General features: G+C 72.5%; 25 protein-coding genes. 15 read left to right on the forward strand and 10 right to left on the reverse strand.

Annotation, left to right across the window (positions count from 1 at the left end; translation table 11 throughout):
* Window positions 1-42: 42 nt before the first annotated feature.
* Genes ACZ7PG_RS04390 through ACZ7PG_RS04400 form a run of 3 tightly spaced genes read right to left on the reverse strand, consistent with a single transcriptional unit; the run spans window position 43 to window position 1,984 of the window.
* The gene (locus ACZ7PG_RS04390) at window positions 43-738 is read right to left on the reverse strand and encodes a hypothetical protein (protein ID WP_470237670.1); all 696 of its coding nucleotides are present in this window, start codon (window positions 736-738) and stop codon (window positions 43-45) included.
* A complete protein-coding gene (locus ACZ7PG_RS04395; protein WP_470237671.1) occupies window positions 735-1,616 on the reverse strand; it encodes an ABC transporter ATP-binding protein in 882 nt (293 codons plus the stop codon). The genes ACZ7PG_RS04390 and ACZ7PG_RS04395 overlap by 4 nt, the downstream gene beginning before the upstream one ends.
* Window positions 1,613-1,984: a GntR family transcriptional regulator gene (locus ACZ7PG_RS04400; RefSeq protein ID WP_470237672.1), complete on the reverse strand. Its 372-nt coding sequence runs from the start codon at window positions 1,982-1,984 to the stop codon at window positions 1,613-1,615. Before ACZ7PG_RS04400 ends, ACZ7PG_RS04395 begins: the two co-directional genes overlap by 4 nt.
* 132 nt (window positions 1,985-2,116) lie before the next feature.
* Between ACZ7PG_RS04400 and ACZ7PG_RS04405 the strand changes: the two genes are divergently transcribed.
* Entirely contained in the window at window positions 2,117-2,692 is a 576-nt protein-coding gene (locus tag ACZ7PG_RS04405) for an FG-GAP-like repeat-containing protein (RefSeq protein WP_470237673.1), read from the forward strand.
* A gap of 30 nt (window positions 2,693-2,722) precedes the next feature.
* Here the strand turns inward: ACZ7PG_RS04405 and ACZ7PG_RS04410 are convergent, their stop codons facing one another.
* Both ACZ7PG_RS04410 and ACZ7PG_RS04415 read right to left on the reverse strand, forming a co-directional pair.
* Complete coding sequence (locus ACZ7PG_RS04410) at window positions 2,723-3,850, reverse strand: mandelate racemase/muconate lactonizing enzyme family protein (RefSeq protein ID WP_470237674.1); 1,128 nt, start codon at window positions 3,848-3,850, stop codon at window positions 2,723-2,725.
* Complete coding sequence (locus ACZ7PG_RS04415) at window positions 3,847-4,596, reverse strand: creatininase family protein (RefSeq protein ID WP_470237675.1); 750 nt, start codon at window positions 4,594-4,596, stop codon at window positions 3,847-3,849. Before ACZ7PG_RS04415 ends, ACZ7PG_RS04410 begins: the two co-directional genes overlap by 4 nt.
* A gap of 41 nt (window positions 4,597-4,637) precedes the next feature.
* On the opposite strand from ACZ7PG_RS04415, the gene ACZ7PG_RS04420 reads away from it, so the two are divergent.
* Window positions 4,638-5,567, forward strand: coding sequence for an ROK family protein (locus ACZ7PG_RS04420; protein WP_470237676.1), 930 nt, complete (start codon window positions 4,638-4,640; stop codon window positions 5,565-5,567).
* A gap of 203 nt (window positions 5,568-5,770) precedes the next feature.
* Here ACZ7PG_RS04420 and ACZ7PG_RS04425 read toward each other — a convergent pair whose 3' ends face one another.
* From ACZ7PG_RS04425 to ACZ7PG_RS04445, 5 genes are read right to left on the reverse strand one after another with little or no spacing between them, the layout of a single operon-like run.
* Entirely contained in the window at window positions 5,771-6,571 is an 801-nt protein-coding gene (locus tag ACZ7PG_RS04425; protein WP_470237677.1) for an ATP-binding cassette domain-containing protein, read from the reverse strand.
* A complete protein-coding gene (locus ACZ7PG_RS04430; protein ID WP_470237678.1) occupies window positions 6,568-7,362 on the reverse strand; it encodes an ATP-binding cassette domain-containing protein in 795 nt (264 codons plus the stop codon). Before ACZ7PG_RS04430 ends, ACZ7PG_RS04425 begins: the two co-directional genes overlap by 4 nt.
* The gene (locus tag ACZ7PG_RS04435; protein WP_470237679.1) at window positions 7,359-8,246 is read right to left on the reverse strand and encodes an ABC transporter permease; all 888 of its coding nucleotides are present in this window, start codon (window positions 8,244-8,246) and stop codon (window positions 7,359-7,361) included. The genes ACZ7PG_RS04430 and ACZ7PG_RS04435 overlap by 4 nt, the downstream gene beginning before the upstream one ends.
* Window positions 8,243-9,208: an ABC transporter permease gene (locus ACZ7PG_RS04440; protein WP_470237680.1), complete on the reverse strand. Its 966-nt coding sequence runs from the start codon at window positions 9,206-9,208 to the stop codon at window positions 8,243-8,245. Before ACZ7PG_RS04440 ends, ACZ7PG_RS04435 begins: the two co-directional genes overlap by 4 nt.
* Window positions 9,205-10,740 (reverse strand): ABC transporter substrate-binding protein, encoded by a 1,536-nt coding sequence (locus ACZ7PG_RS04445; protein WP_470237681.1) that lies wholly within the window; start codon window positions 10,738-10,740, stop codon window positions 9,205-9,207. The genes ACZ7PG_RS04440 and ACZ7PG_RS04445 overlap by 4 nt, the downstream gene beginning before the upstream one ends.
* A 69-nt stretch (window positions 10,741-10,809) precedes the next feature.
* On the opposite strand from ACZ7PG_RS04445, the gene ACZ7PG_RS04450 reads away from it, so the two are divergent.
* The 13 genes from ACZ7PG_RS04450 (at window position 10,810) to ACZ7PG_RS04510 (ending at window position 23,806) form a co-directional block, all read left to right on the forward strand.
* On the forward strand, window positions 10,810-11,598 hold the full coding sequence (locus tag ACZ7PG_RS04450) for an IclR family transcriptional regulator (protein WP_470237682.1): 789 nt from the start codon (window positions 10,810-10,812) through the stop codon (window positions 11,596-11,598).
* Window positions 11,588-12,589, forward strand: coding sequence for a serine hydrolase domain-containing protein (locus tag ACZ7PG_RS04455; protein ID WP_470237683.1), 1,002 nt, complete (start codon window positions 11,588-11,590; stop codon window positions 12,587-12,589). Before ACZ7PG_RS04450 ends, ACZ7PG_RS04455 begins: the two co-directional genes overlap by 11 nt.
* Before the next feature lie 176 nt (window positions 12,590-12,765).
* Complete coding sequence (locus ACZ7PG_RS04460; RefSeq protein WP_470237684.1) at window positions 12,766-13,656, forward strand: SAM-dependent methyltransferase; 891 nt, start codon at window positions 12,766-12,768, stop codon at window positions 13,654-13,656.
* A gap of 355 nt (window positions 13,657-14,011) precedes the next feature.
* Entirely contained in the window at window positions 14,012-15,541 is a 1,530-nt protein-coding gene (locus ACZ7PG_RS04465; protein ID WP_470237685.1) for a DHA2 family efflux MFS transporter permease subunit, read from the forward strand.
* A gap of 9 nt (window positions 15,542-15,550) precedes the next feature.
* Window positions 15,551-16,666, forward strand: a complete 1,116-nt coding sequence (locus tag ACZ7PG_RS04470; RefSeq protein ID WP_470237686.1) for a methyltransferase — start codon at window positions 15,551-15,553, stop codon at window positions 16,664-16,666.
* Between the two features lie 392 nt (window positions 16,667-17,058).
* Window positions 17,059-17,847 (forward strand): AfsR/SARP family transcriptional regulator, encoded by a 789-nt coding sequence (locus tag ACZ7PG_RS04475; RefSeq protein ID WP_470237687.1) that lies wholly within the window; start codon window positions 17,059-17,061, stop codon window positions 17,845-17,847.
* The gene (locus ACZ7PG_RS04480; RefSeq protein ID WP_470237688.1) at window positions 17,844-18,476 is read left to right on the forward strand and encodes a VC0807 family protein; all 633 of its coding nucleotides are present in this window, start codon (window positions 17,844-17,846) and stop codon (window positions 18,474-18,476) included. The genes ACZ7PG_RS04475 and ACZ7PG_RS04480 overlap by 4 nt, the downstream gene beginning before the upstream one ends.
* Before the next feature lie 46 nt (window positions 18,477-18,522).
* Window positions 18,523-20,118, forward strand: coding sequence for an FAD-dependent oxidoreductase (locus tag ACZ7PG_RS04485; RefSeq protein ID WP_470237689.1), 1,596 nt, complete (start codon window positions 18,523-18,525; stop codon window positions 20,116-20,118).
* Between the two features lie 11 nt (window positions 20,119-20,129).
* Complete coding sequence (locus ACZ7PG_RS04490; protein ID WP_470237690.1) at window positions 20,130-20,453, forward strand: antibiotic biosynthesis monooxygenase family protein; 324 nt, start codon at window positions 20,130-20,132, stop codon at window positions 20,451-20,453.
* A gap of 161 nt (window positions 20,454-20,614) precedes the next feature.
* On the forward strand, window positions 20,615-20,941 hold the full coding sequence (locus ACZ7PG_RS04495; RefSeq protein WP_470237691.1) for a TcmI family type II polyketide cyclase: 327 nt from the start codon (window positions 20,615-20,617) through the stop codon (window positions 20,939-20,941).
* Window positions 20,938-21,354 carry a cupin domain-containing protein gene (locus ACZ7PG_RS04500; RefSeq protein WP_470237692.1) on the forward strand — a complete coding sequence of 139 codons (417 nt, stop codon included), beginning with the start codon at window positions 20,938-20,940 and terminating at the stop codon, window positions 21,352-21,354. The genes ACZ7PG_RS04495 and ACZ7PG_RS04500 overlap by 4 nt, the downstream gene beginning before the upstream one ends.
* A gap of 14 nt (window positions 21,355-21,368) precedes the next feature.
* Entirely contained in the window at window positions 21,369-22,607 is a 1,239-nt protein-coding gene (locus ACZ7PG_RS04505) for a beta-ketoacyl-[acyl-carrier-protein] synthase family protein (RefSeq protein ID WP_470238994.1), read from the forward strand.
* Entirely contained in the window at window positions 22,604-23,806 is a 1,203-nt protein-coding gene (locus ACZ7PG_RS04510) for a ketosynthase chain-length factor (protein WP_470237693.1), read from the forward strand. Before ACZ7PG_RS04505 ends, ACZ7PG_RS04510 begins: the two co-directional genes overlap by 4 nt.
* The last annotated feature ends 14 nt before the right edge of the window (window positions 23,807-23,820 follow it).

The raw sequence follows: 23,820 nt of genomic DNA on the forward strand, positions 1-23,820 counted from the left end.
GGGGCTCGTCAACTGCTGTGACCTGCGGAAATCAGCCGCCGGTCACGCCGTCGCGCGCCGGAGGACCAGCCACGTCGCGCCGCCCAGTGCCAGCGCGAACACCAGTGGATAGACCGTGAACAACGCCAACGACGGCTGGCCGCCGAAGAAGTCGGCGATGGCCGGCCACCAGTTCCGCTTCGCCGTCAGGACCTTGATGCCGGCGATCAGCGCGACCGCGCCGGCGAGGGCCAGGTAGATCCCGGTCTGCCGCCAGCGCTGGAACACCACGCCCGCCAGCACCCCGATCGCGGACACCGCGACCAGCGGTCCACTGTAGACAAGCCACAACGCGAACGGGTTGTGCTCACCCCAGGCCTCCAGCCCGAAGATCCGCGCCTCCCGGCCCCAGCCGCCGGTCGACCGCTCGACGACGTCGAACGCCACCATGACGAGCCCGAGGAGCAGGGCCTGGCCGAGGACGACCAGCGCGGTGGCCGCGGCGAACGTCCGGCGGGTCACGCCCAGCCCCAGCGTGAAGGGGAACACCTGCGTCATCGACTGCAGGTGCGCGGGGCCGACCACGCCCCACAGCGCCGGCAGCAGGTAGATCTCGTGCGCGCCGAGCGCGCCCACGCCGTTGGAGGCGTCGATGCCCCAGCCAAGCAGGGGCAGCACCGCCAGCATGGCCAGCGGGTAGGCGAGCAGGACCGGCCAGTGGACCAGCTGGATCCGCGCGACGTCGAGCACGCGTTTCATCGGGCTTCCTTCCCGGCGGCGACCGGGCCGCCGTGGCCTTGGGTGGTGCGGACGACCAGCTGCTGCAACGAAACCGGCTCGAAGTCCAGCCCGGGCTCGTACCGGTCGCGGGCGCCGGTGAGGGTGACGCGCAGGGCACCGCCGACCCGCTCGCGGTGCAGTTCCTCGTGGCCGGCGGCGAAGCGCTCGACGGCTTCGGCGGGCCCGGTCACCGCGACGGCCTCGCCGCGCAGCGACTCCGCGTCGGTATCGATGAGCACGCGGCCCCGGTCGAGCAGCACGACGTGTTCGATCAGGTCGCTGACCTCGTCGATCAGGTGCGTCGAGAGCACGATCGTGCGCGGGTGCTCGGCGAAGTCGGCGAGCAGCCGGTCGTAGAACAGCTGGCGCGCGACGGCGTCGAGGCCGAGGTACGGCTCGTCGAACAGCGTCAGCTCGGCCCGCGAAGCCAGCCCGATGATCACCCCGACCGCCGAGAGCTGGCCGCGTGACAGCTGGGCGATCCGCCCGCCGGCCGGGACGGCGAAGTCCGCCAGCAGCGCCGCGGCGCAGGCCTCGTCCCAGTTCGGGTAGAGCAGTCCCGCGGCCCGCAGCGCGTGCTTCACGCGGAACTTCTCCGGGTAGTGCTGGCTTTCCTTGACGAAGCAGACCCGCGCAAGCACATCGGCGTTCTCGTACGGGTGCTGCCCGAAGACCTCCACCGTGCCGCCGGTCGCGAAGTCCTGCCCGGTGAGGATCCGCATCAGCGTGGTCTTGCCGGCGCCGTTGCGGCCCAGCAGGCCGTGGATCGTGTTTCCGGCGAGTTCGAGGCTGACGCCGTCGAGCGCGGCGAGGGGGCCGTAGCGCTTGGTCACCCCGGTCGTGCGCACCACGTTCATCGCTGCGGCTCCCAGACGTCGATCAGCTTCTTGATCTCCTCGGCACCCAGGCCGAGCTTGCCCGCCTCCGCCATCAGCGGGGCGACGAACTGCCGCGTGAAGTCCCGCCGCCGCCGCTCGAGCAGCTGCGAGCGGGCGTCCGTGGCGACGAACATGCCGATGCCTCGTCTCTTGTAGAGGATCCCGTCGGCGACGAGCTGGTTGATGCCCTTGGCCGCGGTCGCCGGGTTGATCCGGTGAAAGGCCGCGAGCTCGTTGGTGGAGGGCACCTGCGTGTCCGCGGCCAGGCTGCCGTCGACGATCGAGTTCTCGATCTGCTCGGCGATCTGCAGGAACAGCGGGCGTCCGTCGTCCTTCACGCCGACCACCGCACGAGGCGGTTCGTCGGTTCATTACTCATGTAACCAACCATGGAGCCTCGGACGGCTCCTGTCAAGGCCGCGTCACCGCGGCGGCACCCGTGCTCACGCGGACCCCGGGCTGCGGCGGGCCGGCCCGAGTTGGGGCGTGACGCCCCGCGTGCGCTGCGGCCCCACCGGGACACCCGCGCGACGGGCGCGCGGACGCCATCGCGGTCCCGCGGCCCACGGCTTCGACCCCGCGCGGCATCTTCGTGGCGGTCGATCGTCGACTACTACGGCGTCGAACGGTTCGGGACGCCCACGCAGTGGCTGAACAACACGATCGCCGGCGACTACGGGAACCTGGCGGCGGACCTGGACGGCGAAGGGGACACCGACGTGATCGGCCTGTTCGACGTGCCCACCCTGGCCGCCCGATCGAACGGCACCGCGACGCTGCCGCTGACGGCGTGGGCCCCGCCCATCCGCGGCGGGAAGGCGACTCTGGCGGCCGACGCGACCGGGGACGGCAAGGCCGACTTCATCCTCGTCGACGCGGACGGCACGAGGGTGGTGCCGGGCACCGCGAACCGCTGGTTCGACCCTCCCGCGCAGTGGACGACGACTCCCTTCTACAGCACCAAGAAGACCCTCACCGCGGACGTCGACGCCGACGGCGACGCGGACCTGATCGCCGTCAACGACACCGACGTCCGGGTGCTGCGCTCGCAGTAGAAAAAGCCGGGCCCGGCCGGCCACCCCCGTTCAGCCCGTCAGGTCGCCTTCGCGTTCGTTGCGTTGCGCGTAGTGGGCCAGCTTGTCCTCGTCCACCGTCACGCCCAGCCCCGGCCCGGACGGCACCCGCAGCCGGCCGGCGACCAGCTCCAGCGGCTCGACGATGTCGTCCTCGTGCAGGTAGTACATGCTGTCGATCGCCCTCGACAGCACCGGCGTGCTCGCGACGACCGCCAGGTGCGCGGCCGTCGCGATGCCGAGCTCGCCGCCGCTGTGCAGGTTCATCCCGAGGCCGAACGTCTCGCAGTGCGCGGCCAGCGCCTTCGTCGCCGCGATCCCGCCCCACTTGTAGACGTCGCCGTGGATCACGTCGACCGCGCCGAGCCGGACCGCCGGCGCGAACTCCTCGAAGCGGACCACGCACATGTTGGTGCACAACGGGATCCGCACCTTCGCGCGCACCTGGGCCATCCCCTCGATGCCGACGCAGGGGTCTTCGAGGTACTCCAGGTCCAGCTCCTCCATCGCCAGCCCGGCGCGGATCGAGTCGGGGACCGACCACGCCGCGTTCGGGTCGACGCGCAGCTCCACGTCCGGCAGGGCGTTCCGCAGCTCGCGCATGATCGCGACGTCGCCGCGGACGTCGGTGGTGCCCTTGAGCTTCACCGCCGTGAACCCGCCCTGTGCGACGACCTTCGCCGCGTGCTCGGCGATCCCCTGGGCCAGCTCGCGGCCCGACGCGCCGGGGGCGTCGGCGCGCGTGACGAGCGCCGTGATCGGCACGTCGTCGCGGACCCGGCCGCCGAGCAGGTCGGTCACGGACTGCCCGGTGACGTGCCCGATCACGTCCCAGCACGCGACGTCGAGGGCGGCCAGCGCCGCGTAACCCAGGTAGCCGTGGAAGAACGGCACCATGTGGTGGCGCCGGTGGAACGCCTCGAGCGCGAACGGGCTCTGCCCCACCAGCTCCGCGCCGAGCTTGCGGACGAGCTCGGCGACCGGGCGGCCCCACATGGTCTCGCCCCAGCCGGTCACGCCGGTGTCGGTGCGCAGCCGCACCACTGTGCGGGTTTCGCCCGTCTTGGTCTCGAACGAGCTGGTGAACGGGTTGGTCAACGGCAGGTTCACGACCCGGACGTCGACTTCGGTGATCTTCATGCCTCCCCTTCGGCGTGGGTTGCGCGGGTGGCCGCGTCGAACGCGCGGATCGCGTCGACGACGGCGGTCACCCGGTCTTCGAGCAGGTCGGCGCCGCCTTCCGCGGTCGCCTCGGTGGCGTCGTCGGTGCTGCCGCCGGCGCGGGCCCATTCGCCGTGGCGTTCGGCGGTCAGGCCCGGGTACGGCGGCTCGGCGAACAGCGGCGGTGGCATCACGTCGGGCCGCGGCTCGCGCGGTCCGACCAGGTCCGGGTGCGCGGCGAGCATCAGCGACGTCTCGTAGTGCCCCGCGTGCCCGGGCGAGCCGCTGTGCTCGCCGAGCGAGAAGTAGGAGCACGCGCCGAGAGCGACGTCGGCGCGCAACGCGTACTCCTTGACGGCCAGGCGCATGATCTCGTCGTTGCCGCCGTGGCCGTTGACCACGAGGACGCGCCGGAACCCGCTGGCGACCAGGGAGTCCAGGACGTCGGCGAGCACCGCTTGCAGCGTCGCCGCGCGCAGCGACACCGCGGCGGCGAACAGGTGGTGCGGGCTGTGGCCGAACGGCAACGCGGGCAGCCGCACCGCGGCCGGTTCGCCGCCGAGACGCTCGAGCGCGCGGTCGGTGACGGCCTCGGCGAGCATCGTGTCGGTGCCCATCGGCAGGTGGCCGGCGTGCTGTTCCTGCGAGCCGATCGGCAGCACGGCGATCGCCGTCCGCGCCGCCGAGCGCACCTCCCGCCAGGTCATCCCGGTCAGTCCGGGCATCTGCTCTCCCCTCTCTCGGCCGGTCGTGGCATCGTGGCCCCATGAGCACCGGCGAACGCCCGGCCCTGCGGCTGGTCCCGGCGCCGGCCACGACCGAGGCCGGCGGCCCGCTGCTGGGTGCCGTCGAGCTGCTGCCCGGCCGGGTCCGGGCGGCGCTGGTCGAGCTGTCCGGCGCGGTCGTGTGGCGCGCGGAAGCGACGTACCCGCGCGACACCGCGGACCGGGCCGAAATCGACGCGGCGCTGGCGTCGGTCGCGAAGTTCCCCACCCGGCCGGCCGGCGTCGGGGTGGCCGCGGCCGGGCTGGTCGACGCCGCGGCGGGCGTGATCATCGAAGTCAGCGAAGTGCCCGCGCTGCACGGGTATCCGGTCGCGGACTTCCTGTCCACTGTGTCCGGTGTGCCGGTCCACGTCGAGCACCGGGCGCGGCTGCAGGTGCTCGGCGACCGCTGGTTCGGCGAAGGCCGCGGCCGCACCGCGTTCGCGTCCGTCTCGACCGGCGAGGTGCTGGGCGTGGGCATCCTCTACGCGGGCGAGGTACTGGCCCCGCCGGGCGGCCGCAGCGGCGCGCACATGACGGTCGCGGCGAGCGGCCGCCCCTGCACGTGCGGCGCGCGGGGCTGCTGGAAGACGGTGGCGACGACGCCGTGGCTGCGCGCCGAGGCCGCGCGCCGGGGGCTGAGCGCGCAGTCGGTGCGCGAGCTGGCGGGGCATCCCTTGCTCGACGAGTACGCGGCCAACATCGCGCTCGGGCTGGTGAACATCCAGCAGCTGTTCGCCCCGGGCCTGTTCGTGCTGCACGGCGAGGCCGCGGACGGCGGCGAGCACTTCCGCTCGCGCATCGAGGAACGGCTGCGGGAGGACTCGTCGTGGGCGAGTGGCGCGGAGCCACCCCGGGTGGTGGTGAGCCCCGGCCCGGCGGACGACGTCGCCCTGCTCGGCGGCGCGGGGCTCGTGCTCTCGCACCACTGAGGCCGTCACGCCGACACCCGCCGGCGCGCCAGCCGCGGGTTCGGCGACGCGTCCCAAGAAATCGCCGGCCGCGCCGGGCTCCAGCTCCGCCACCACCGCCCCACTCACGCCGACACCCGCCGGCGCGCCAGCCGCGGGTTCGGCGACGCGTCCCAAGAAATCGCCGGCCGCGCCGGGCTCCAGCTCCGCCACCACCGCCCCACTCACGCCGACACCCGCCGACGCGCCAGCCGTGGATCCGGATTAGGCACCGCGTCCAGCAAACTGCGCGTGTACTCGTGCGACGGTGCCCGGAACAGCTCCCCCGCCGGCGCCAGCTCGACGATCTTCCCCGCGCGCATCACCGCGACCCGGTCCGCGATCTGCTGCACCACCGCGAGGTTGTGCGACACGAACACGTACGTCAGGTCCAGCCGCTTCTGCAAGCCCGCCAGCAGGTCCAGAACCTGGGCCTGCACCGACACGTCCAGCGCGCTGGTCGGCTCGTCGAGCACCACCAGCCGCGGCTCCAGCGCCAGCGCCCGCGCGATCGAGATGCGCTGGCGTTGCCCACCCGAAAACTCGTGCGGGTAGCGGTCCTGCACCTGCGGCGGCAACCCCACCGCGTCCAGCAGCTCCGCGACGCGCTCGCGTACCCGGGCACGTCCCCGGCGGCCACGCAACGCCGCGTCGTGCGTCACCAGGGGCTCGGCCACGATCGCCGTCACGCGCAGGCGCGGGTTCATGCTCGAATAGGGGTCCTGCAGCACCACCTGCATCTCGCGCCGCACCTTCCGCAGCCGGCGCGGCGGCAGGGCCGACAGATCCTCGCCGTCGAAGCAGACCGTGCCCGCCGTCGGCTCGGCCAGCCGCAGCAGCAGGCGGGTCAGCGTCGTCTTGCCGCTGCCGGACTCCCCCACCACGGCCAGGGTTTCGCCCGCGACGACGTCGAGGTCGACACCGTCCACAGCGGACAGTGCGCCGTAGTCCTTGCGCAGCCCGCGGATCTCGACCAGGTTCGTCATGCCCGCTCCAGCTTCGGTGTCGCACGCAGCAGTTCGCGCGTGTAGTCCTCGCGCGGTGCCTCGAACAGCGGCACCACGTCCCCGGTCTCCACGACCCGTCCGTCGTTCATGACCACGACCCGGTCGGCGACTTCGGCGACGACACCGAGGTCGTGGGTGATGAGCAGGATCGCCATGCCGTGCCGCCGCTGCAGGTCCACCAGCAGCTCGAGGATCTGGGCCTGCACGGTGACGTCCAGCGCCGTCGTCGGCTCGTCGGCGATGAGCACCCGCGGCCGGCCGACCAGCGCCATCGCGATCATCACGCGCTGGCGCAGTCCGCCGGAAAGCTGGTGCGGGTACTGGGAAGCCCGCCGCTCGGGGTCCGGGATCCCGGCTTCCGCCAGCGCGGCGACGGCGGCCGTCCGCGCGGCAGCCCGCGACGCGCCCCGGTGCTTCCGGACGACCTCGGCGACCTGGGCTCCGACGCGCTTCACCGGGTTCAGGCTCGTCATCGGGTCCTGGAACACCATGGCGACGTCGTTCCCGCGGATCTTGCGCAGCTCCTTTTCGGGCAGCCGCAGGACATCGCGGCCGTCCAGGAGCACCGAGCCGCCCGCGTAGACGCACGGCGGCTCGGGGTTGATCCGCAGGACCGACAGCGCCGTCGCCGTCTTGCCGCTGCCGGACTCCCCCACCAGCGCCAGGGTCTCGCCTTCGGCCACCGACAGGCTCACGCCGTCGACGGCGGTGACCGCACCGGTGTCGACGTGGAACTCGACGCGCAGGTCGTTGATCTCCAGCAGGCTCATGAGCGGTACGCCTTCGGGTCCGCGACGTCGCGCAGCACGTCGCCGGTGATGTTGACGGACAGCGCGGTGAGCATCAGCGCGATCCCGGGGAACACGGCCACCCACCACGACGTGCCGAGGTACAGCTGGCCGTCGGCGAGCATGCCGCCCCAGGTCACGGTCTGCTTCGGCACGCCGAGGCCGAGGTAGCTCAGGGACGCCTCCGCCACGATCGCCGCGGCGACGTGCAGGGTGCCGATGGTCGCCAGCGGCGCCAGCACGTTGGGCAGCAGGTGCCGCCGCATGATCGTGAGGTCGGTGACGCCGATCGCGCGTGCTTCGGTGACGAACTCCCTGGTGCGCAACGAAAGCACCTCGGCGCGAATCACGCGGGCGTAGGACACCCAGCCGGTGAAGCCGAGCACCAGGACGACGTACCAGAGGCCGGAGCCGAGGAACCCGACGATGGCCAGTGCGAGCAGGATCGACGGGAACGCGAGCTGGATGTCGGCCAGCCGCATGAGGATCCGGTCGAACCAGCCGCCGAGGAACCCGGCGACCAGGCCGATCGCCGCACCGACGATCCCGGCGAGCAAGGCCGCGCAGGCGCCGACGAGCAGCGAGACGCGGGCGCCGTAGCAGAGCCGGGACAGGATGTCGCGGCCCAGCTGGTCGGTGCCGAGCAGGTGCGAGGCGTCGCCGCCGACCGCCCACGCGGGTGGGTGCAGCCGCACCAGCAGATCCTGCGCGCCCGGGTCGTAAGGCGCGATCAGCGGCGCGAACAGGGCGACGAGGACCATGAGCGTGAGCACGGCGAGGGCGACGACGCCCAGCTTGCTGCGCAGCACGGCCCGCACCGCGTTCGGGCGGGCGGCCCGGGCCGCCGGGACAGCGATGGCGGTCATGCGGTCACCCTCACCCTCGGGTCGAGCAGCGTGTAGGAGAGGTCCACCAGCAGGTTCACCACGACGAACGTGGCGGCGAAGAACAGCACCGCGGCCTGGACCAGGGGGAAGTCGCGGTTCTGGATGGCCTCGACGGTGAGCCGGCCGAGGCCGGGCCAGGAGAACACCTGCTCGGTGAGGATCGCGCCGCCGAGCAGCGAGCCGACCTCCAGCCCGACGACCGTGACCACCGGCAGCGCGGCGTTGCGCAGGCCGTGCGCGAACACGACACCGCCGGTGCCCAGGCCTTTCGCGCGGGCGGTGCGGATGTAGTCGGCGCCGAGCACGTCGATCAGCGACGTCCGCAGCAGCCGCGCGATCACCGCGACCGAGTACACGGCCAGGGTCACCGCGGGCAGCACCAGGTGCTCGAAGCCGCCGTAGCCGGAGGCTGGGAGAACCTGCAGCCGGACGGCGAAGACGAGGACCAGCAGGATCCCGACCCAGAACGCCGGGGTCGACTGGCCGACGAGGACCCCGGTCATCACGCCGGTGTCGCCCGCGCGGCCCCGGCGCAGCGCGGCGAACGTGCCGGCCGGGACCGCGACCAGCAGGGCCAGCAGCAGGGCCGCGCCGGCCAGCTCCAGCGTCGCCGGGACGCGGGCGAGCAGCACGTCGGCGACCGGCTGGTCGTAGACGAGCGACGTGCCCAGGCGCAGCCGCGGCAGGCCGCCGAGGTAGTCGAGGTACTGGGTGAGCAGCGGCCGGTCGAGCCCCAGGCTCGCGCGCAGCGTGGCCTCCTGCGCGGCGGTGGCGTCCGGCGGCAGGATCAGCTTCACCGGGTCGCCGGAGAGGCGGACCAGGAAGAACGCGGCCGTGGCCACGAAGAACAGCACGACGACGGCGGTCAGCACCTTGGTGACGACCGTGCGCAGCACGCCGGTGCCGGCCGCCGGGCGGCGGGTGAGGGCGACGGTCGTCACGCGGCCACCTCGGCTTTCGCCATGTTCAGCACGCCGACCACACCCGGTGTCCACTGTGGACGCGTGTTGACCGCGCAGACGCTGTCGATCTGGTAGAGGAACACGAACGGCGCCTCCTGCTTGAGAAGCTGCTGCAGGCCGGTGAAGGCCCGCTGCCGGTCGGCGGGCACGAGCGACTGCTCTTCGGCGTCGACCAGGCGGTCGGCTTCGGCGTTCTGCCACCGGCTCTGGCGCCGGTCGTGGCGGACGTTGGACTGCACGAGGCTTTCGGCGTCGAGCGTCCAGCCGGTGCTGGCGGCCAGGTAGATCGGGCCGAGGGCGCCGCGGTTGCTGGAGGTGAGCCGGCTGCTGTACGTGCCCGCGTCGACCAGGTCCACGCGGGCCCGGACGCCGACGCGGGCGAGCAGGCCGGAGATCGCCTCGGCGAGGTTGCCGTCGGCGGTCTGCGCGGTGAGCGAAGTGTCGAAGCCGTCCGGGAAACCGGCCTCGGCGAGCAGCTGCTTCGCCAGGCCGACGTCCCGGGTGAACGGCGCGATCGACGGGTCGAAGCCGAACGACTCGCGCGGGAACATCGTCGGCACCTCGCGGGCCTTGCCGTCGAGCACCGCCTTGATCAGCAGCGGCACGTCGACGGCGTGGTTGAGCGCCCGGCGGACGCGCACGTCGCGCAGCGGGCCGCTGGTGGTGTCGAGGGACAGGTACGACGTGCGGATGCCGGGGAAGTTCCGGATGGCGACGCCCTTGTAGCCCTTCAGCTGCAGGGCGGCGTCCGGGGTCAGGTTGGCGACGATGTCGACCTCGTCGCTCTGCAGGGAGGCCAGCGCCGACGACGGGTCGGCCATCGGGAGGAACACCAGCTCGTCGTAGGCCGGCTTCCCGCCCCAGTACGCGGGGTTCGCGCGCATCCGCAGCCGGTGGTCGCGCTGGAACTCGACGAACGTGAACGGGCCGGTGCCGACCGGGTGCTTCGCGAACCCGGCGTTGCCGACCTGCTTGAGGTAGCCGGGCGGCACGGCGACGCCGCCGAACAGCGACACCTTCGCCGGGATGATCGGGTCGGGCTGGGCGCAGCGCAGGTCCACGGTGAGCGCGTCGACCGCGACGGCCCGCTTGACGTAGCGCAGCTCGACGATCGGCGACTTCGTGGCGGGGTCGAGCAGGCGGTTGATGCTGAAGGCGACGGCGTTGGCGTCGCACGGTTCGCCGTTGTGGAACTTGACGCCGGGACGCAGCTTGAAACGCCAGGTCAGCGGGTCGGGCGAGGACCACTCGAGGGCGAGACCGGGCGTGAGCCGGTTGTCCGGCCCGCGGGTGGTGAGCGTGTCGAACATGTTGGTCAGCACGTTCATCGAGGTCATGTCGCCCTGCTTCTGCGGGTCGAGCGTCTTCGGGTCCGACGTCTGCGCGACCCGCAGCACGCCGCTGGTGGCGCCGACGGCGGTTCCGCACGCGGACAGCAGTCCCGGCAGGGCCAGCGCGGGGAGCGCGAGCCCGCCGAGCCTCAGAGCGTCGCGGCGCGACAGTGGGGACACGGCGCCTCCTTTCCGTCTCACGGAAGAGCGTTCCGTCAGATGGAACGCGATTGCGCTAAGCTAGGCGCCGTGAACAACGCTGTCAACGCTTCCCCCGGCTCGCGGGGCGCGGTCGAGAAGGCCCTGGAGGTGCTCGCGACGCTCGCGGGCCCCGGCGGGCCACACCGGCTGGCCGACCTGGCGCAGGCCTGTGACCTGCCGAAACCGACCGCGCACCGGATGCTGCAGACGTTCACCGAGGCCGGGTACGCCGTCGGCGCGGGCAGCGGGCACTACGCCGTGGGACCGCGGCTGCTGGGGCTCTCGGCGGCGGCGCTCGCCGGCCTGAAGCCGGCCCGGCCCGTGCTGGCGGACCTGCAGCGGCGGACCGGCCACACGGTGCACTACGCGGTGCGCCACGGCGACCGGGCGGTCTACGTCGAGAAACTCGAGCCGGAGCAGGCGTACCAGCTCAACACCCGGCCGGGCGGCGAGGTGCCGCTGTACTGCACGGCGGTCGGCCGCGCGATCCTCTCGCGCCTGCCCGAGTCCGAAGTGGACGCTGTCCTCCGCGCCCCTCTCGAGGCGCGTACGGCGAAGACGGTGACCGACCCGGCGTCGCTGCGGGCCGAGCTGGCCACCGCGGGCAGCGCGGGGTACGTGGTCGACGACGAGCAGTTCGAGGCGCACGTGCGCTGCCTGGGTGCCCCGGTGCTGGACGCCGGCGGCGCGGTGCTGGGCGCGGTGAGCGTGTCCGGGCTGACGTTCACGCTGCAGCCGTCGAGCTACGACGTGCTGGGCCCGCTGGTGGCGGAGGCGGCGAACCGGCTCTCGGCGGTGCTCGCCGGGACGGCGTTGCGAGCGGTCGATGCTCGCTGAGCTGCTGGCCCGCGCCCGGGACGCACGGGTCTTCTCGGCGGCGGCGTGGTCGGTCGGCACGGCGGACAGCGTGCTCGACCAGGGCGTGCTGGGCACGCGCCGGTGGGACGGGCCGCCGGTCACCGAGGCGAGCCGCTGGGACCTGGCGTCGGTCACCAAACCGGTGGTCGGCCTGGCGGTGGCGGCACTGGCCGAGCGCGGCGCACTGTCCCTGGACGACCCGCTGTCCCGGCACCTGCCGTCGTACCGCGGGACCGACAAGGCGTCGATCACCGTGCGGCAGCTGCTGACCCACACGTCGGGCCTGCCCGGCGGAACGCCGTTGTGGCGCACGTTCCCGACACGGACGGCGTTGCTGGAAGCGATCCGGACGACCCCGCTGCCGGCCCCGCCCGGCAGCCGCGTCGAGTACTCGTCGCAGGGGTTCATCCTGCTGGGCCTGATCGCCTCGGCGGCGTCGGGACAGCCGCTGGATCGCCTGGTCAGGGACCTGGTGACGGGACCGGCGGGCATGCCGGGCACGACGTTCGGCCCGGTGGCCGACGCGGTGGCGACGGAGGACTGCCCGTGGCGCGGCCGGGTCGTCACCGGCGAGGTCCACGACGAGAACGCGGTGGTCCTGGGCGGCATCTGCGGGCACGCGGGCCTGTTCGCGCCGCTGGCGGACGTGGCAAGCCTGGGCCGGACCCTGGCGGCGGGCGCGTCCCCGCTGCTGAAGCCGGAGACGCACGCGGAGATGATCGCGTGCCACACGCGCGGGTTGCGCCGCGGCCTGGCGTGGCAGGGCCTGGACGTCCCGGGCTCACCGGTCGGCACGGCGCTACGGCCGGATTCCTACGGCCACACGGGTTTCACGGGCACGAGCCTGTGGGTGGAGCCCGGTCGGCGCCGGTACTACGTGCTGCTGACCAATCGGGTGCACCCGAGCCGGACCCAGGACGTGTCGACAGTCCGCCAGGCGTTCCACGACACCGCGGCGCGCCTCGGGTAGGCGAACTCGCGGCTTTCGCCCGCGGTCCGGGCAGCCAGGCGCACGCGTGCCGGCCGCCGCACGCCGCCGATGACCCGCCCGCGCCGCAGCCGGGCGTCGGCGCCGTGATCCAACCAGGATCCAATCGGGCCCCGCGATACTCGCCGTCACGTGCAGCGTGATCATGGGGAGCCGCTATGACTCAGACCAAGTTCGATGTGCCCGCGAGCGTCGGGCTGACCGCCTTCGCGGCCTGCTCGGCGCGGGCCGTCGAGGGCAGCCGGCCGGATCGGTTGATGGAAGACCCGTTCGCCGCCGGCTTCATCCACGGTGCGAAGCTCGACACCGGGCTTCCGCTGACCGTCGACGAGGTCGAGCGCGAGTCGATGCTCTCGTCGCGGTTCGCCGGTGTGCGGACGCGGGTGTTCGACGACTTCCTCCGCCAGGCCGCCGGCGACGGTGCCGACCAGGTCGTGATCCTCGCCGCGGGCCTCGACGCCCGGGCGTTCCGGATGCCGTGGACCGCCGGGATCGACGTCTACGAGGTCGACCACCCGGACGTCCTCGACTTCAAGGACGCCGTGCTCGGCGACATCGGCGCCGAGCCGCCGTGCCGGCGGCACGTGGTCCGGGCCGATCTGGCCGGGGACTGGGGTGCGGTGCTCGACGCCGCGGGGTTCGACCCGCGGCGCAAGACCGCGTGGATGGCCGAAGGTCTGCTGCCCTACCTCGGCGCCCGGGAAGAGGGCGACCTGCTGCGGACCCTCGGCGCCCGGTCGCTGCCGGGCAGCCGCGTGTGCCTCGAGTACATGCCACCGGACGTCGTCGCGACCTTCCGCGACCACCCGCGGCTGGAGGTCACGAGCGACACCCTCGGCGTGCCCATCCGGGAGATGTGGAACGCCGAACCGCGCGAGGACACCGCCGGCCTGCTGGACGGGCTCGGCTGGCGCGTCGGGTTCCGGTCGCTCGGCGACTGCGCGCGTGCGCTGGGCACGCCGCTGGGCGACGAGTTCGCGACCCCCGGCGACGACTTCACCGACAGCATGGCGCGCTGCGGCTACCTGACCGGTGAGCTGACCCGCTGATCCGGCCGGCGGAAGTGCGGGACACGGCGCGAAAACCGCCGTGCCCCGCATTTCCGCGTCCGTCCACAGTGGACTCTCATGGTGGCGGGGCTCACAGCGGGACGGGAGTTGCTCGTCTCGTCACCGTGCTGCTACTGTTCGTGGAATGACGACCCCCGTGCACGCAGCAGTCATACTCTGACGCTGGTTCGCCGCCTTCCGGCGCAAGCGATCGGCTGACCACCCGCCGTCCTTGCTCTTGTCGTACCCCGGAATCCGCGAACCGTTCGTGCCCACTTTCGTCGATCGTGAACGCTGACTCGTTCCTGTTCGCCGTGGCGCGTGGTTCCTTCATGCTCCCGTAGGAACGGACTTCATGTCTCACTCCCCGTCCGGCGACACCGCCGGCAAGCTCGATCGTGACGTGCTCAAGGTCGCCGCCGTCGTCGTGCTCGGCTCGATCATGGCGATTCTCGACACCACCGTCGTCAACGTCGCACTGCAAGAACTCACCGTCCAATTCCGGACTTCCTTCGACACCATCCAGTGGATCTCCACCGGGTACCTGCTCGCGCTGGCCGCGGTCATCCCGGTGACCGGCTGGGCGTCCGACCGCTTCGGCACCAAGCGCCTCTACCTCGTCGCGCTGTCGGTGTTCCTGCTCGGCTCGGTGCTCGCCGGGCTGTCGTGGAACATCGAGTCCCTGATCGGATTCCGTGTCCTGCAAGGACTCGGCGGCGGCATGCTGATGCCCGCCGGGATGACCATGCTCACCAGGGCGGCCGGGCCGCAGCGCGTCGGCCAGGTGATGGCGCTGCTCGGCGTGCCGATGCTGCTCGGCCCGATCGGCGGCCCGATCCTCGGCGGCTGGCTCGTCGACACGGTGTCCTGGCGCTGGATCTTCTTCATCAACGTCCCCATCGGACTGGTCGCGCTCTGGGCGACCACGGCGTTCCTGCCGAAGGACCGCCCCGAGCGCACGGACCGCTTCGACTTCCCCGGCATGCTGATGCTTTCGCCCGGGCTCGCCCTCCTGCTCTACGGCGTGGCGAACGTCCCGGGTGCCGGCGGCGTGAGTCACCCGAAGGTGTGGCTGCCGGTCGGGCTGGGCGTGGTCCTGGTCGCCGGGTTCGTCGTGCGGGCCACCAGGATCCCGAATCCCCTGCTCGACCTGGGCCTGTTCCGCGACCGGACGTTCTCGGTGGCCGTGCTGGCGATGGCGTTCTTCTCGGTGTCGTTCTTCGGCGTGATGCTGCTGTTCCCCAGCTACTTCCTGCTGGTGCGCGGGGAGTCGGCCCTCTGGGCCGGGCTCCTGATGGCACCGCAGGGAATCGGCGCGATGCTCACGATGCCCGTCGCCGGCAAGCTCGCCGACCGGGTCGGCGCCGGCAAGGTGATCCTGCCCGGCATTCTGGCCATCGCCGCCGGGCTGGCGCTGTTCGCCGGCGTCGGCGCCGAGACGCCGTACTGGCAGCTGCTGGCCGCGTTGTTCGTCGTCGGCCTCGGGGTCGGCGCGGCCATGATGCCGATCATGGTCGCCGCGCTGCAGACGTTGCGGCACCGGGACGTCGCCCGCGCTTCGACGGCGACGAACATCATCCAGCAGATGTTCGGGGCCATCGGCTCGGCCGTCATGTCGATCATCCTCGCCGGCGTGCTCGCGGCGAAGTTCGGCGTGCCGACCAGCCAGGGACAGCTGGCCGCGGGTGCCGCGCTCGCCGACCCGGCGACCCACGACGCCGCCGCGACGGCCGCCGCCGGCTCGTTCGGCACGGCGTTCACCTGGGGGCTCGTCTTCATGGTGGTGTCCGCGGTGCCGGCCGCCCTGCTCCTGCGGAGGGCGCCGGGCCGGGCCGAGCGCGCACCTGAAATGGTGGACGTGCCAGCTCAGGAAACCGCGGTTTAGGGGGAAGTCATGCTCGTCCGCTGGGTCGAGGACGGCGAGGAGCGGACCGCCGGATGGCGGTCGGAGAACAACGCGCCGGCGCCGGTGGTGGTCGTCGTGGGCGACGACGACCTCACCGCCGACGAGGCCTACCGCCTGGCCGTCGACGGCACGTCCGTGTTGTGGCGCGGTGACTTCCAGAACGCGCGGCAGCTGCTGAAGGCCGTGGGCAGGCGGGTCGACCGGGCGGGCAAGCGGCGCCCGGCGAAGAACGCCACCGAGGCGTTCCACCTGCACCGCCAGCGGCAGGCCCGGCAGGCCCAGCTGCTGGGCCGGCTGCTCGTGCCCGTTGACCCCGGGCACGTCGTCCCCCTGCGCCGGGCGCCCGACGTGCGGGAGGCGTGCACCGAGGCCTACGGCCCGGCGGAGGAGGCCTCGGTCGTGTCGCTGCGCGAGCTGCTCGGCGTGATCGGCGCGCACGAGTGGCGGCGCAAGGGGGTCGAGGTGCCCGGGCTCGGCGCTCGCATCCACCCGCACTACGGGGTGTTCTCGCCGGCCCGCGGCGAGTACGTCGACCTCGTGGCGGCGGCGCCGCTCCCGTCGACCAGGCTGGCGTTCGACATCGGGACCGGCTCCGGCGTGCTCGCCGCGGTGCTGCTCGCCCGCGGGGTGGAATCCGTGGTGGGCACGGATTCCGACCAGCGGGCGCTGGACTGCGCCCGGGACAACCTCGACCGGCTCGGGTTCGGCGGCCGCGCGCGGCTCGAGCGGGCCGACCTGTTCCCGCCCGGCGAGGCGCCCCTGGTCGTCTGCAACCCGCCGTGGCTGCCGGCCAAGCCGACGTCGCCGATCGAGCACGCGGTGTACGACCCGGGCAGCCGGATGCTCCGCGGCTACCTGGATCGGCTGGGCAAGCACCTCGAACCCGGCGGCGAGGGCTGGCTGGTGCTGTCGGACCTCGCCGAGCACCTCGGGCTGCGCTCGCGTGACGAGCTCCTCGAAGCGTTCGGCGCCGCCGGGCTGAAGGTGCTCGGAAAGACCGACACCCGGCCGCGCCACCCCCGCGCGTCCGATCCGGACGATCCGTTGCACGCCGCGCGTTCGGCCGAGGTCACTTCACTCTGGCGGCTCGCCGCGGACCACTGAACGGCACACGGAAATCGCCGCGGTTATCCGGTTGACAGAAGAAAGGCGGATGTGACATTCGACAATAATCTGCTGCAACTCCAGGTGAGGGTCGGTTCACCCCATCGGGCGATGGCACGCGAATCGTTACCGCGTAACGTTGAAACAGACGGCGCGGTGGGGGAATTTCGTTCGCGCGGATTTCCTCGTACGCGTTGATTCGCGGCGATGGGGGTTTATCAGTGGTACACAATAGTTTTACGGGCGGCGCTTGTCGCGCCCATTCGGTCGCGCTGGGGCGAGGCCGGACCATTCTGCCCGGTCCACATCCGAAAGACACGTCCTCGGGCTGCGCGGCCGCGGTCGCGCCTCGCGCACCGCGTTTCGAACTGCTCGGCCCGCTCGCCCTGAAGGTGGGCGATCTCGACGTCACGCCGACCGCGCCACGCCTGCGTGCGGTGCTGTCGTTGCTGGTGCTCAACGCCAACCGGGTCGTCCCGACGTCGGTGTTCCTCGACGAGCTCTGGGACGGCGCGGCGCCGCCGAGTGCGCGCGGCACCCTCCAGACCTATGTGTTCCACCTGCGCAAACTGTTCGAGCAGGTCCTCGGCGAGTCGTCCAAGCACGTGATGCGGGAAGTGCTCGTCACGCACATGGACGGCTACCTGATCCGCGTCGGGGACGGCCAGTTCGACGTGCGCGAGTTCGAATGCCTCGTCGACCGGGGCGCCTTCGAGCTCGCCGCCGGCGAGGTGGAGCAGGCGTCGGCCACGCTGCGGCGGGCGCTCGACCTGTGGCGCGGGCCGATCAGCGTCGACTGGTCGGTCGGGACCAAGGCCCGCGCGCACGCCGCCCGGCTCGACGAGGGCCGCTACCGCGCCCTGCTGATGTTCCTCGAGGCCGAGCTCTGCGCGGGGCGGCACCTCGAAGTGGTCGGTGAGCTCGCATCGCTGCAGGTGGAGGCGCCTTCCCAGCAGACCGTGCACGCGATGTTCATGATCGCGCTGCACCGCAGCGACCGCACGTCCGGGGCGCTGTCGGTGTTCCGCCGGCTCGCCGAGCGGATGCGCGAGGACCTCGGGCTCCGGCCGTCCGGGCGGCTGCAGTCGCTGCACCGGGCGCTGCTCGCCGAAGACCCGCTGCTCGACGACCGGCGCCTGCGGATCGAGCCGCTCCTCGATCAGCTCGCCGCGAAGTGGTGAGCGGCGGCTCGTCGCTGCCGCGGGTCGGCAAGGTGGTGCTGGTCGATGTCGGGATTCCGTACGCGGTCTACCTGGCACTCAGCCGGCTGGGGGTCTCCCCCGTGGTCGCGCTCGTCGTCGCCGGCGGGGTGTCCCTGGTCCGGGTCGCGATCGGCTACGCCACCGACCGCACCGTCAGCGCGCTGGCCGTGCTGGTCCTGGTGCGGTTCGGGCTCGGGGTGCTGCTGGGTGTCCTGTCGGGGGACGCACGCGTCGTCCTGGTCAAGGACTCGCTGGTGACCGCTTCGGTGGGGCTGGCCGCGCTGGTCTCGCTGTTCCTGGCCAGACCGCTGACCTATTACATCCGGCGCGATTTCAGCGGCGACCGGAAATCCTGGGAAGAATCGTGGGCGCGGTCCGCCGAATTCCGCCGGACGAACCGCTTGACCACCGCGGTGTGGACGGCGGGATTGCTGGCCGAGTCCGCGGCCAGAATCGGGCTGGCGTTCTGGACGCCACTCGACATCGCCACGCTGGTGTGCCCGGCAATGGGCGCGGCCTCGATTCTCGCCCTCATCGCGTGGACCCAGTGGTACGGCCACGCGGCCCGGCCGTCCATCGACGCCGAGCTCGCCGCCGTCCGGTCCTGACCGTTCTTTTCGCAGGGTCGTAAACCCTCGATCAATGGAGTCGATCATGAAGTATGAGGAAACCCCCGTGCTGATCGTCGGCGGCGGGCTGACGGGCCTCGCCGCGGCGTTGTTCCTCGCCCAGCAGGGCATCGGGTCCTCCCTGGTGGAGAAGCACGAGTCGACGACGGTGCTGACCCGGGCCTCCGGGATCAGCCCGCGCACGATGGAGCTGCTGCGCAACGCGGGCCTCGCGCAGGTCGTCGCCGACCGCGGGCCCAAGCTCGTCCAGGGCGACCGCTGGCGCGAGCTGGGCCAGCCCGGCGACCAGATCCCGTGGGTGGTGCTGCGCTCCACGAGCGTCGCGGACATGGAGAACGCGGTCGTGATCGAGGAGCCGTCGCTCGACTTCGACGAGGTCAGTCCCATGAAACCGCACTGGTGCGGCCAGGACCGGCTGGAGCCCATCCTGCGTGACGCCGCCACCGGCCGGGGCGCCCGCATCCGGTTCGGGACCCTGCTCGAATCGCTCGAGCAGGACGACGACGGGGTCACGGCGGTGGTCCTCGACCGCGGCACGGGCGAACGCACCACCGTGCGGGCCCGGTACGCGATCGCGGCCGACGGCGTGGGCGGCGGCCTGCGCGAGCAGCTCGGCATCGGCCTCGACGGGCACGGCGTCGTCGGCGCGGCGATGAGCGTGCTGTTCAAGGCCGACCTGAACCCGGCGATCCAGGGGCGGCGGTTCGTCATCTGCTACCTCGCCAACGAGCAGGCGCCCGGCGTGCTGCAGCTGTTCGACGAGCAGCGCTGGGTCTACGGGTTCTTCTACGACCCGCGCACCACCGATCCGGCCGAGCTCACCGTGCAGCGGTGCGCCGAGCTGGTGCGGACCGCGCTCGGCGTGGCGGACCTCGAGGTCGACGTCGAGATGACGATGCCGTGGGTGATGTCCCACAACGTCGCGGGCTCCTACCGGGCCGGCCGGGTGTTCCTGGCCGGGGACGCGGCCCACGTGCACCCGCCGGCCGGCGCGTTCGGCGCCAACGGCGGCATCCAGGACGCGCACAACCTCGCGTGGAAGATCGCGGCCGTGCTGAACGGCTGGGCCGGCCCCGACCTGCTCGGCACCTACGAGCAGGAACGCCTGCCGGTCGGCGCGGCCGTCGCGCAGCAGGCGTTGCTGCGGCACACCTTCCGGCTCGACAGCGGAGTCGACGGCGAGGCGCTGATCGACGCGGCCGTGGTGGGCAACGGCTACCGCTACACCTCCGGCGCGATCGAGGGCGACGGCTACCCGACCGCGGTGCCGCGCGAGTTCGACCTGACCGGCCGGCCCGGCTACCGGGTGCCCCACGTGTGGGTGCGGCCGGGGGTGTCCACAGTGGATCTCGCGGTGAACTCGTACGTGCTCATGACCGGCCCGGACGGCGCGGCCTGGACGGAGGCGGCGGAATCCCTGCCGGGCACCGTGCCGCTGAGCGTGCACGTCCTCGACCGCACCTTCGCCGAAGCCGCGCGGCTCGCCGAAGACGGCGCGCTCCTGGTGCGGCCGGACGGGTTCGTGGCCTGGCGCGGGGAGAACGCCCAGTCCGCGGGCAAGCTCGGCGACGTGCTGGCGCACACCCTCGACCTCGGTGAAAAGCCGACCGGAAAGCACTGAGAGGACCGGACATGGGAAGCATCACCGCACCGTCGACCGTCTACACGCTGATCAACGTCTTCCCGGTCGAGCCCGATCGGCGGACCGAGCTGTACGAGCACCTGGTCGAGGCGACCGAGACGCTGATCAAGCACCTGCCCGGCTTCGTGTCGGCGAACTTCCACCTGAGTCACGACGGCAAGCACGTCGTCAACTACGCCCAGTGGGAAAGCGAGGCGCATTTCCGGGCCATGCACGCGGATCCGCGGCTGAAGGCGCACTTCGACTTCTGCCGCGCGCTCTCGGCACCGCGCTCGATCCCCTGCGACGTTTCGTCGGTGCACGAAACGAACTGATCGGCGGTACCACCGGAAGCCGGTGTGCGGACTCAGGTCCGCACACCGGCTTCCGTCCGTTGTGGACACTCCGCGCGCGGGACAAACCGGCTTACAAGCGCAGTCCAAGGACGAACCGGAAAAGTAGGGGTGGAGAGCAGCACCCGACGCGAGGAGGAGCGGTGGCCTACCGGGCTCTGATGGTCCTGCGCATGGACCCCGACGACGCGGGCCAGGTGGCCGCGGCGTTCGCCGAACACGACCGGACCAGCCTGCCGGGCGAGCTCGGCGTCACCCGCCGGACGCTGTTCCGGTTCCACGACCTGTACTTCCACCTCATCGAGGCCGAGGAGGACGTCATGCCCGCGCTGTCGGCCGCCCGTGGCAACCCCGACTTCCGGAAGGTCAACGACGAGGTCGGCAAGTACCTGACGCCGTACTCGGCGGACTGGAGCGAGCTCAAGGACTCCAAGGCGGAGGTCTTCTACAGCTGGGAGAGCGCACGGTGAACACACCCAAGGTGGCACTCGCCGACGTCGCACCGAACCACCGGCAGGGCGGCAGCACGCGCGCGCTGCTCACCCCGGTCTCGGTCGGGGCGACGTCCGGCTTCCTGGGCACGATCGACCTCGCCCCCGGCGAGTTCGTCGCCGAGCACTACCACCCGTACTCGGACAAGTACCTGTACCTGATCAGCGGCACGGTCCTGGTGGTGCTCAACGGCGAGGAGATCGAGCTGCGGGCCGACGAAGCGGTCCTGGTCGTCCGGGGCACGCGCAACCGCATCGTCAACACCGGCGACGTCCCCGCGCGGGCGGTGTTCCAGATCTCCCCGCTGGCACCGAAACCGGAGCTCGGGCACGTCGACACCGAGCCGGTCCCGTTCCCGGACGCGGGTCCGCCCCGGGTCGGTGGGCTGTGACGGGCCGGCGGGTGGTGATCACCGGAGTCGGGGTCCGCGCGCCGGGCGGGGTCGGCACGGCCGCGTTCTGGGACCTGCTGACATCGGGGCGCACGGCGACGCGGACGATCTCGACGTTCGACCCGGCGCCGTTCCGGTCCAGGATCGCCGCCGAGATCGACTTCGACCCGATCGCCGAGGGGTTCACGGCCGGCCAGGCGGCCACCGCGGACCGGGCGGCGCTGCTCGCCCTCGCGTGCGCCCGGGAAGCGCTTGCCGACAGCGGCGCCGGCCCGCTCGACCCCGAGCGGACCGGGGTCAGCGTCGGCACCGCGGTCGGGGCCACGATGAGCCTTGACCGCGAGTACGCCCGGGTCAGCTCCCGCGGCGCGACGTGGCTCGTCGACCACACGCTCGCGGCGCCGAACCTGTTCGACCACTACGTCCCCAGCTCGCTGGCCCGCGACGTCGCCTGGGAGGTCGGCGCCGAAGGGCCGGTGGCCGTGGTGTCGACGGGGTGCACGTCCGGGCTGGACTCCGTGGGCCACGCCGTCGAGCGGATCCGCGACGGCCGGGCCGAGGTGATGCTCGGCGGGGCGACGGAGGCCCCCATCTCTCCCATCACCGTGGCCTGTTTCGACGCCATCAAGGCCACGTCGGCGAACAACGGCGACCCGGCCGGCGCGTCGCGGCCGTTCGACCGGGGCCGGGACGGGTTCGTGCTCGGCGAAGGCGCGGCGATGTTCGTCCTGGAGGAGCTGACGGCGGCCCGTCGCCGGGGCGCGCACATCTACGCCGAGGTCTCCGGGTTCGCGACCCGGTGCAACGCCCACCACATGACCGGGCTGCGGCCGGACGGGCGGGAGCTGGCCGAGGCCGTCACCGTGGCGCTCAGCCAGGCGAAGCGGGCGCCGGACGCCGTCGACTACGTGAACGCCCACGGCTCGGGCACCAAGCAGAACGACCGCCACGAGACCGCCGCGTTCAAGCGGAGCCTCGGCGACCACGCCTACCGGGTGCCGGTCAGCTCCATCAAGTCCATGATCGGCCACTCGCTCGGCGCGATCGGGGCGATCGAGCTGGCCGCGTGCGCACTGGCCATCGAGCACGGCGTCGTGCCGCCCACGGCGAACTACGCCGAACCGGACCCGGACTGCGACCTCGACTACGTGCCGAACACCGCGCGGGCGGTGGCGCTGGACACCGTGCTCAGCGTGGGCAGCGGCTTCGGTGGCTTCCAGAGCGCCGCCGTGCTCACCAAGGCCGGCTCATGACGGCGGTGGTGACCGGCCTCGACGTCATCGCGGCCACCGGGATCGGGGTGAAGGAGTACTGGGAGGCGACGCTGTCCGGCCGCTCGGGGCTCGGGGTGATCAGCCGCTTCGACCCCGCCGGCTACCCGGTCCGGGTCGGTGGCGAGGTGCTGGCGTTCGAACCGCGGGACCACCTGCCCAGCCGGCTGCTCACGCAGACCGACCGGATGACCCAGCACGCGCTCGCGGTGACCGGCTGGGCGCTGGCCGACGCGGGCGTGGAGCCGGCCGAGCTCGACGAGTACGCCATGGGCGTGGTGACCGCGAGCGGATCCGGCGGGTTCGAGTTCGGCCAGCACGAACTGCAGAAGCTGTGGCGGACCGGGCCGGAGCGGGTCAGCGCCTACCAGTCGTTCGCCTGGTTCTACGCGGTGAACACGGGCCAGATCTCGATCCGCCACGGCCTGCGGGGCCACAGCTCGGTCGTCGTCACCGAGCAGGCGGGCGGGATCGACGCCGTCGCGCAGGGCGCGCGCCTGGTGGACGAAGGAACGCTGCGGCTCGCGGTCACGGGTGGGTTCGAGGCGTCCCTGTGCCCGTGGGGCCTGGTCGCGCAGATCCCCAGCGGGCTGCTCAGCACCGAGCCGGATCCGGCTCGTGCCTACCTGCCCTTCGACGGGGACGCGTCGGGGTGGGTGGCCGGCGAGGGCGGCGCGATCATGGTGGTCGAAGAGGCCGGCGCCGCTCGCGCTCGCGGTGTGGACCGGATCTACGGCCGGATCGCGGGGCACGCGGCCACGTTCGACCCGAAGCCGGGGTCCGGCCGGCCGCCGGGGCTCGCGCGGGCGATCCGGGGTGCGTTGCGGCAGGCCGAGGTCGAGCCGCGGGACGTGGACGTGGTGTTCGCCGACGCCGCCGGCATCCCGGCGTGGGACGCGGCCGAATCGGCCGCGCTGGCCGAGGTGTTCGGGCCCCGAGCGGTGCCGGTGACGGCCCCGAAGACGATGACCGGCCGGCTGTCCGCGGGTGCCGCGCTCGACGTGGCGACCGCGTTCCTCGCCATCCGCGACGACGTGGTGCCGCCGTCGGTCGGCACTCGCGGATCGTCCGATGTGGACCTCGTGCTGGACCGGCCGCGGGAGGTTCCCGTGCGCACCGCGCTCGTCGTGGCCCGCGGGGTCGGCGGCTTCAACTCCGCGCTCGTCCTGCGCGAGCACTGACAACTCATCGCCCT

The organism is Amycolatopsis sp. NPDC114504, assembly GCF_055633595.1.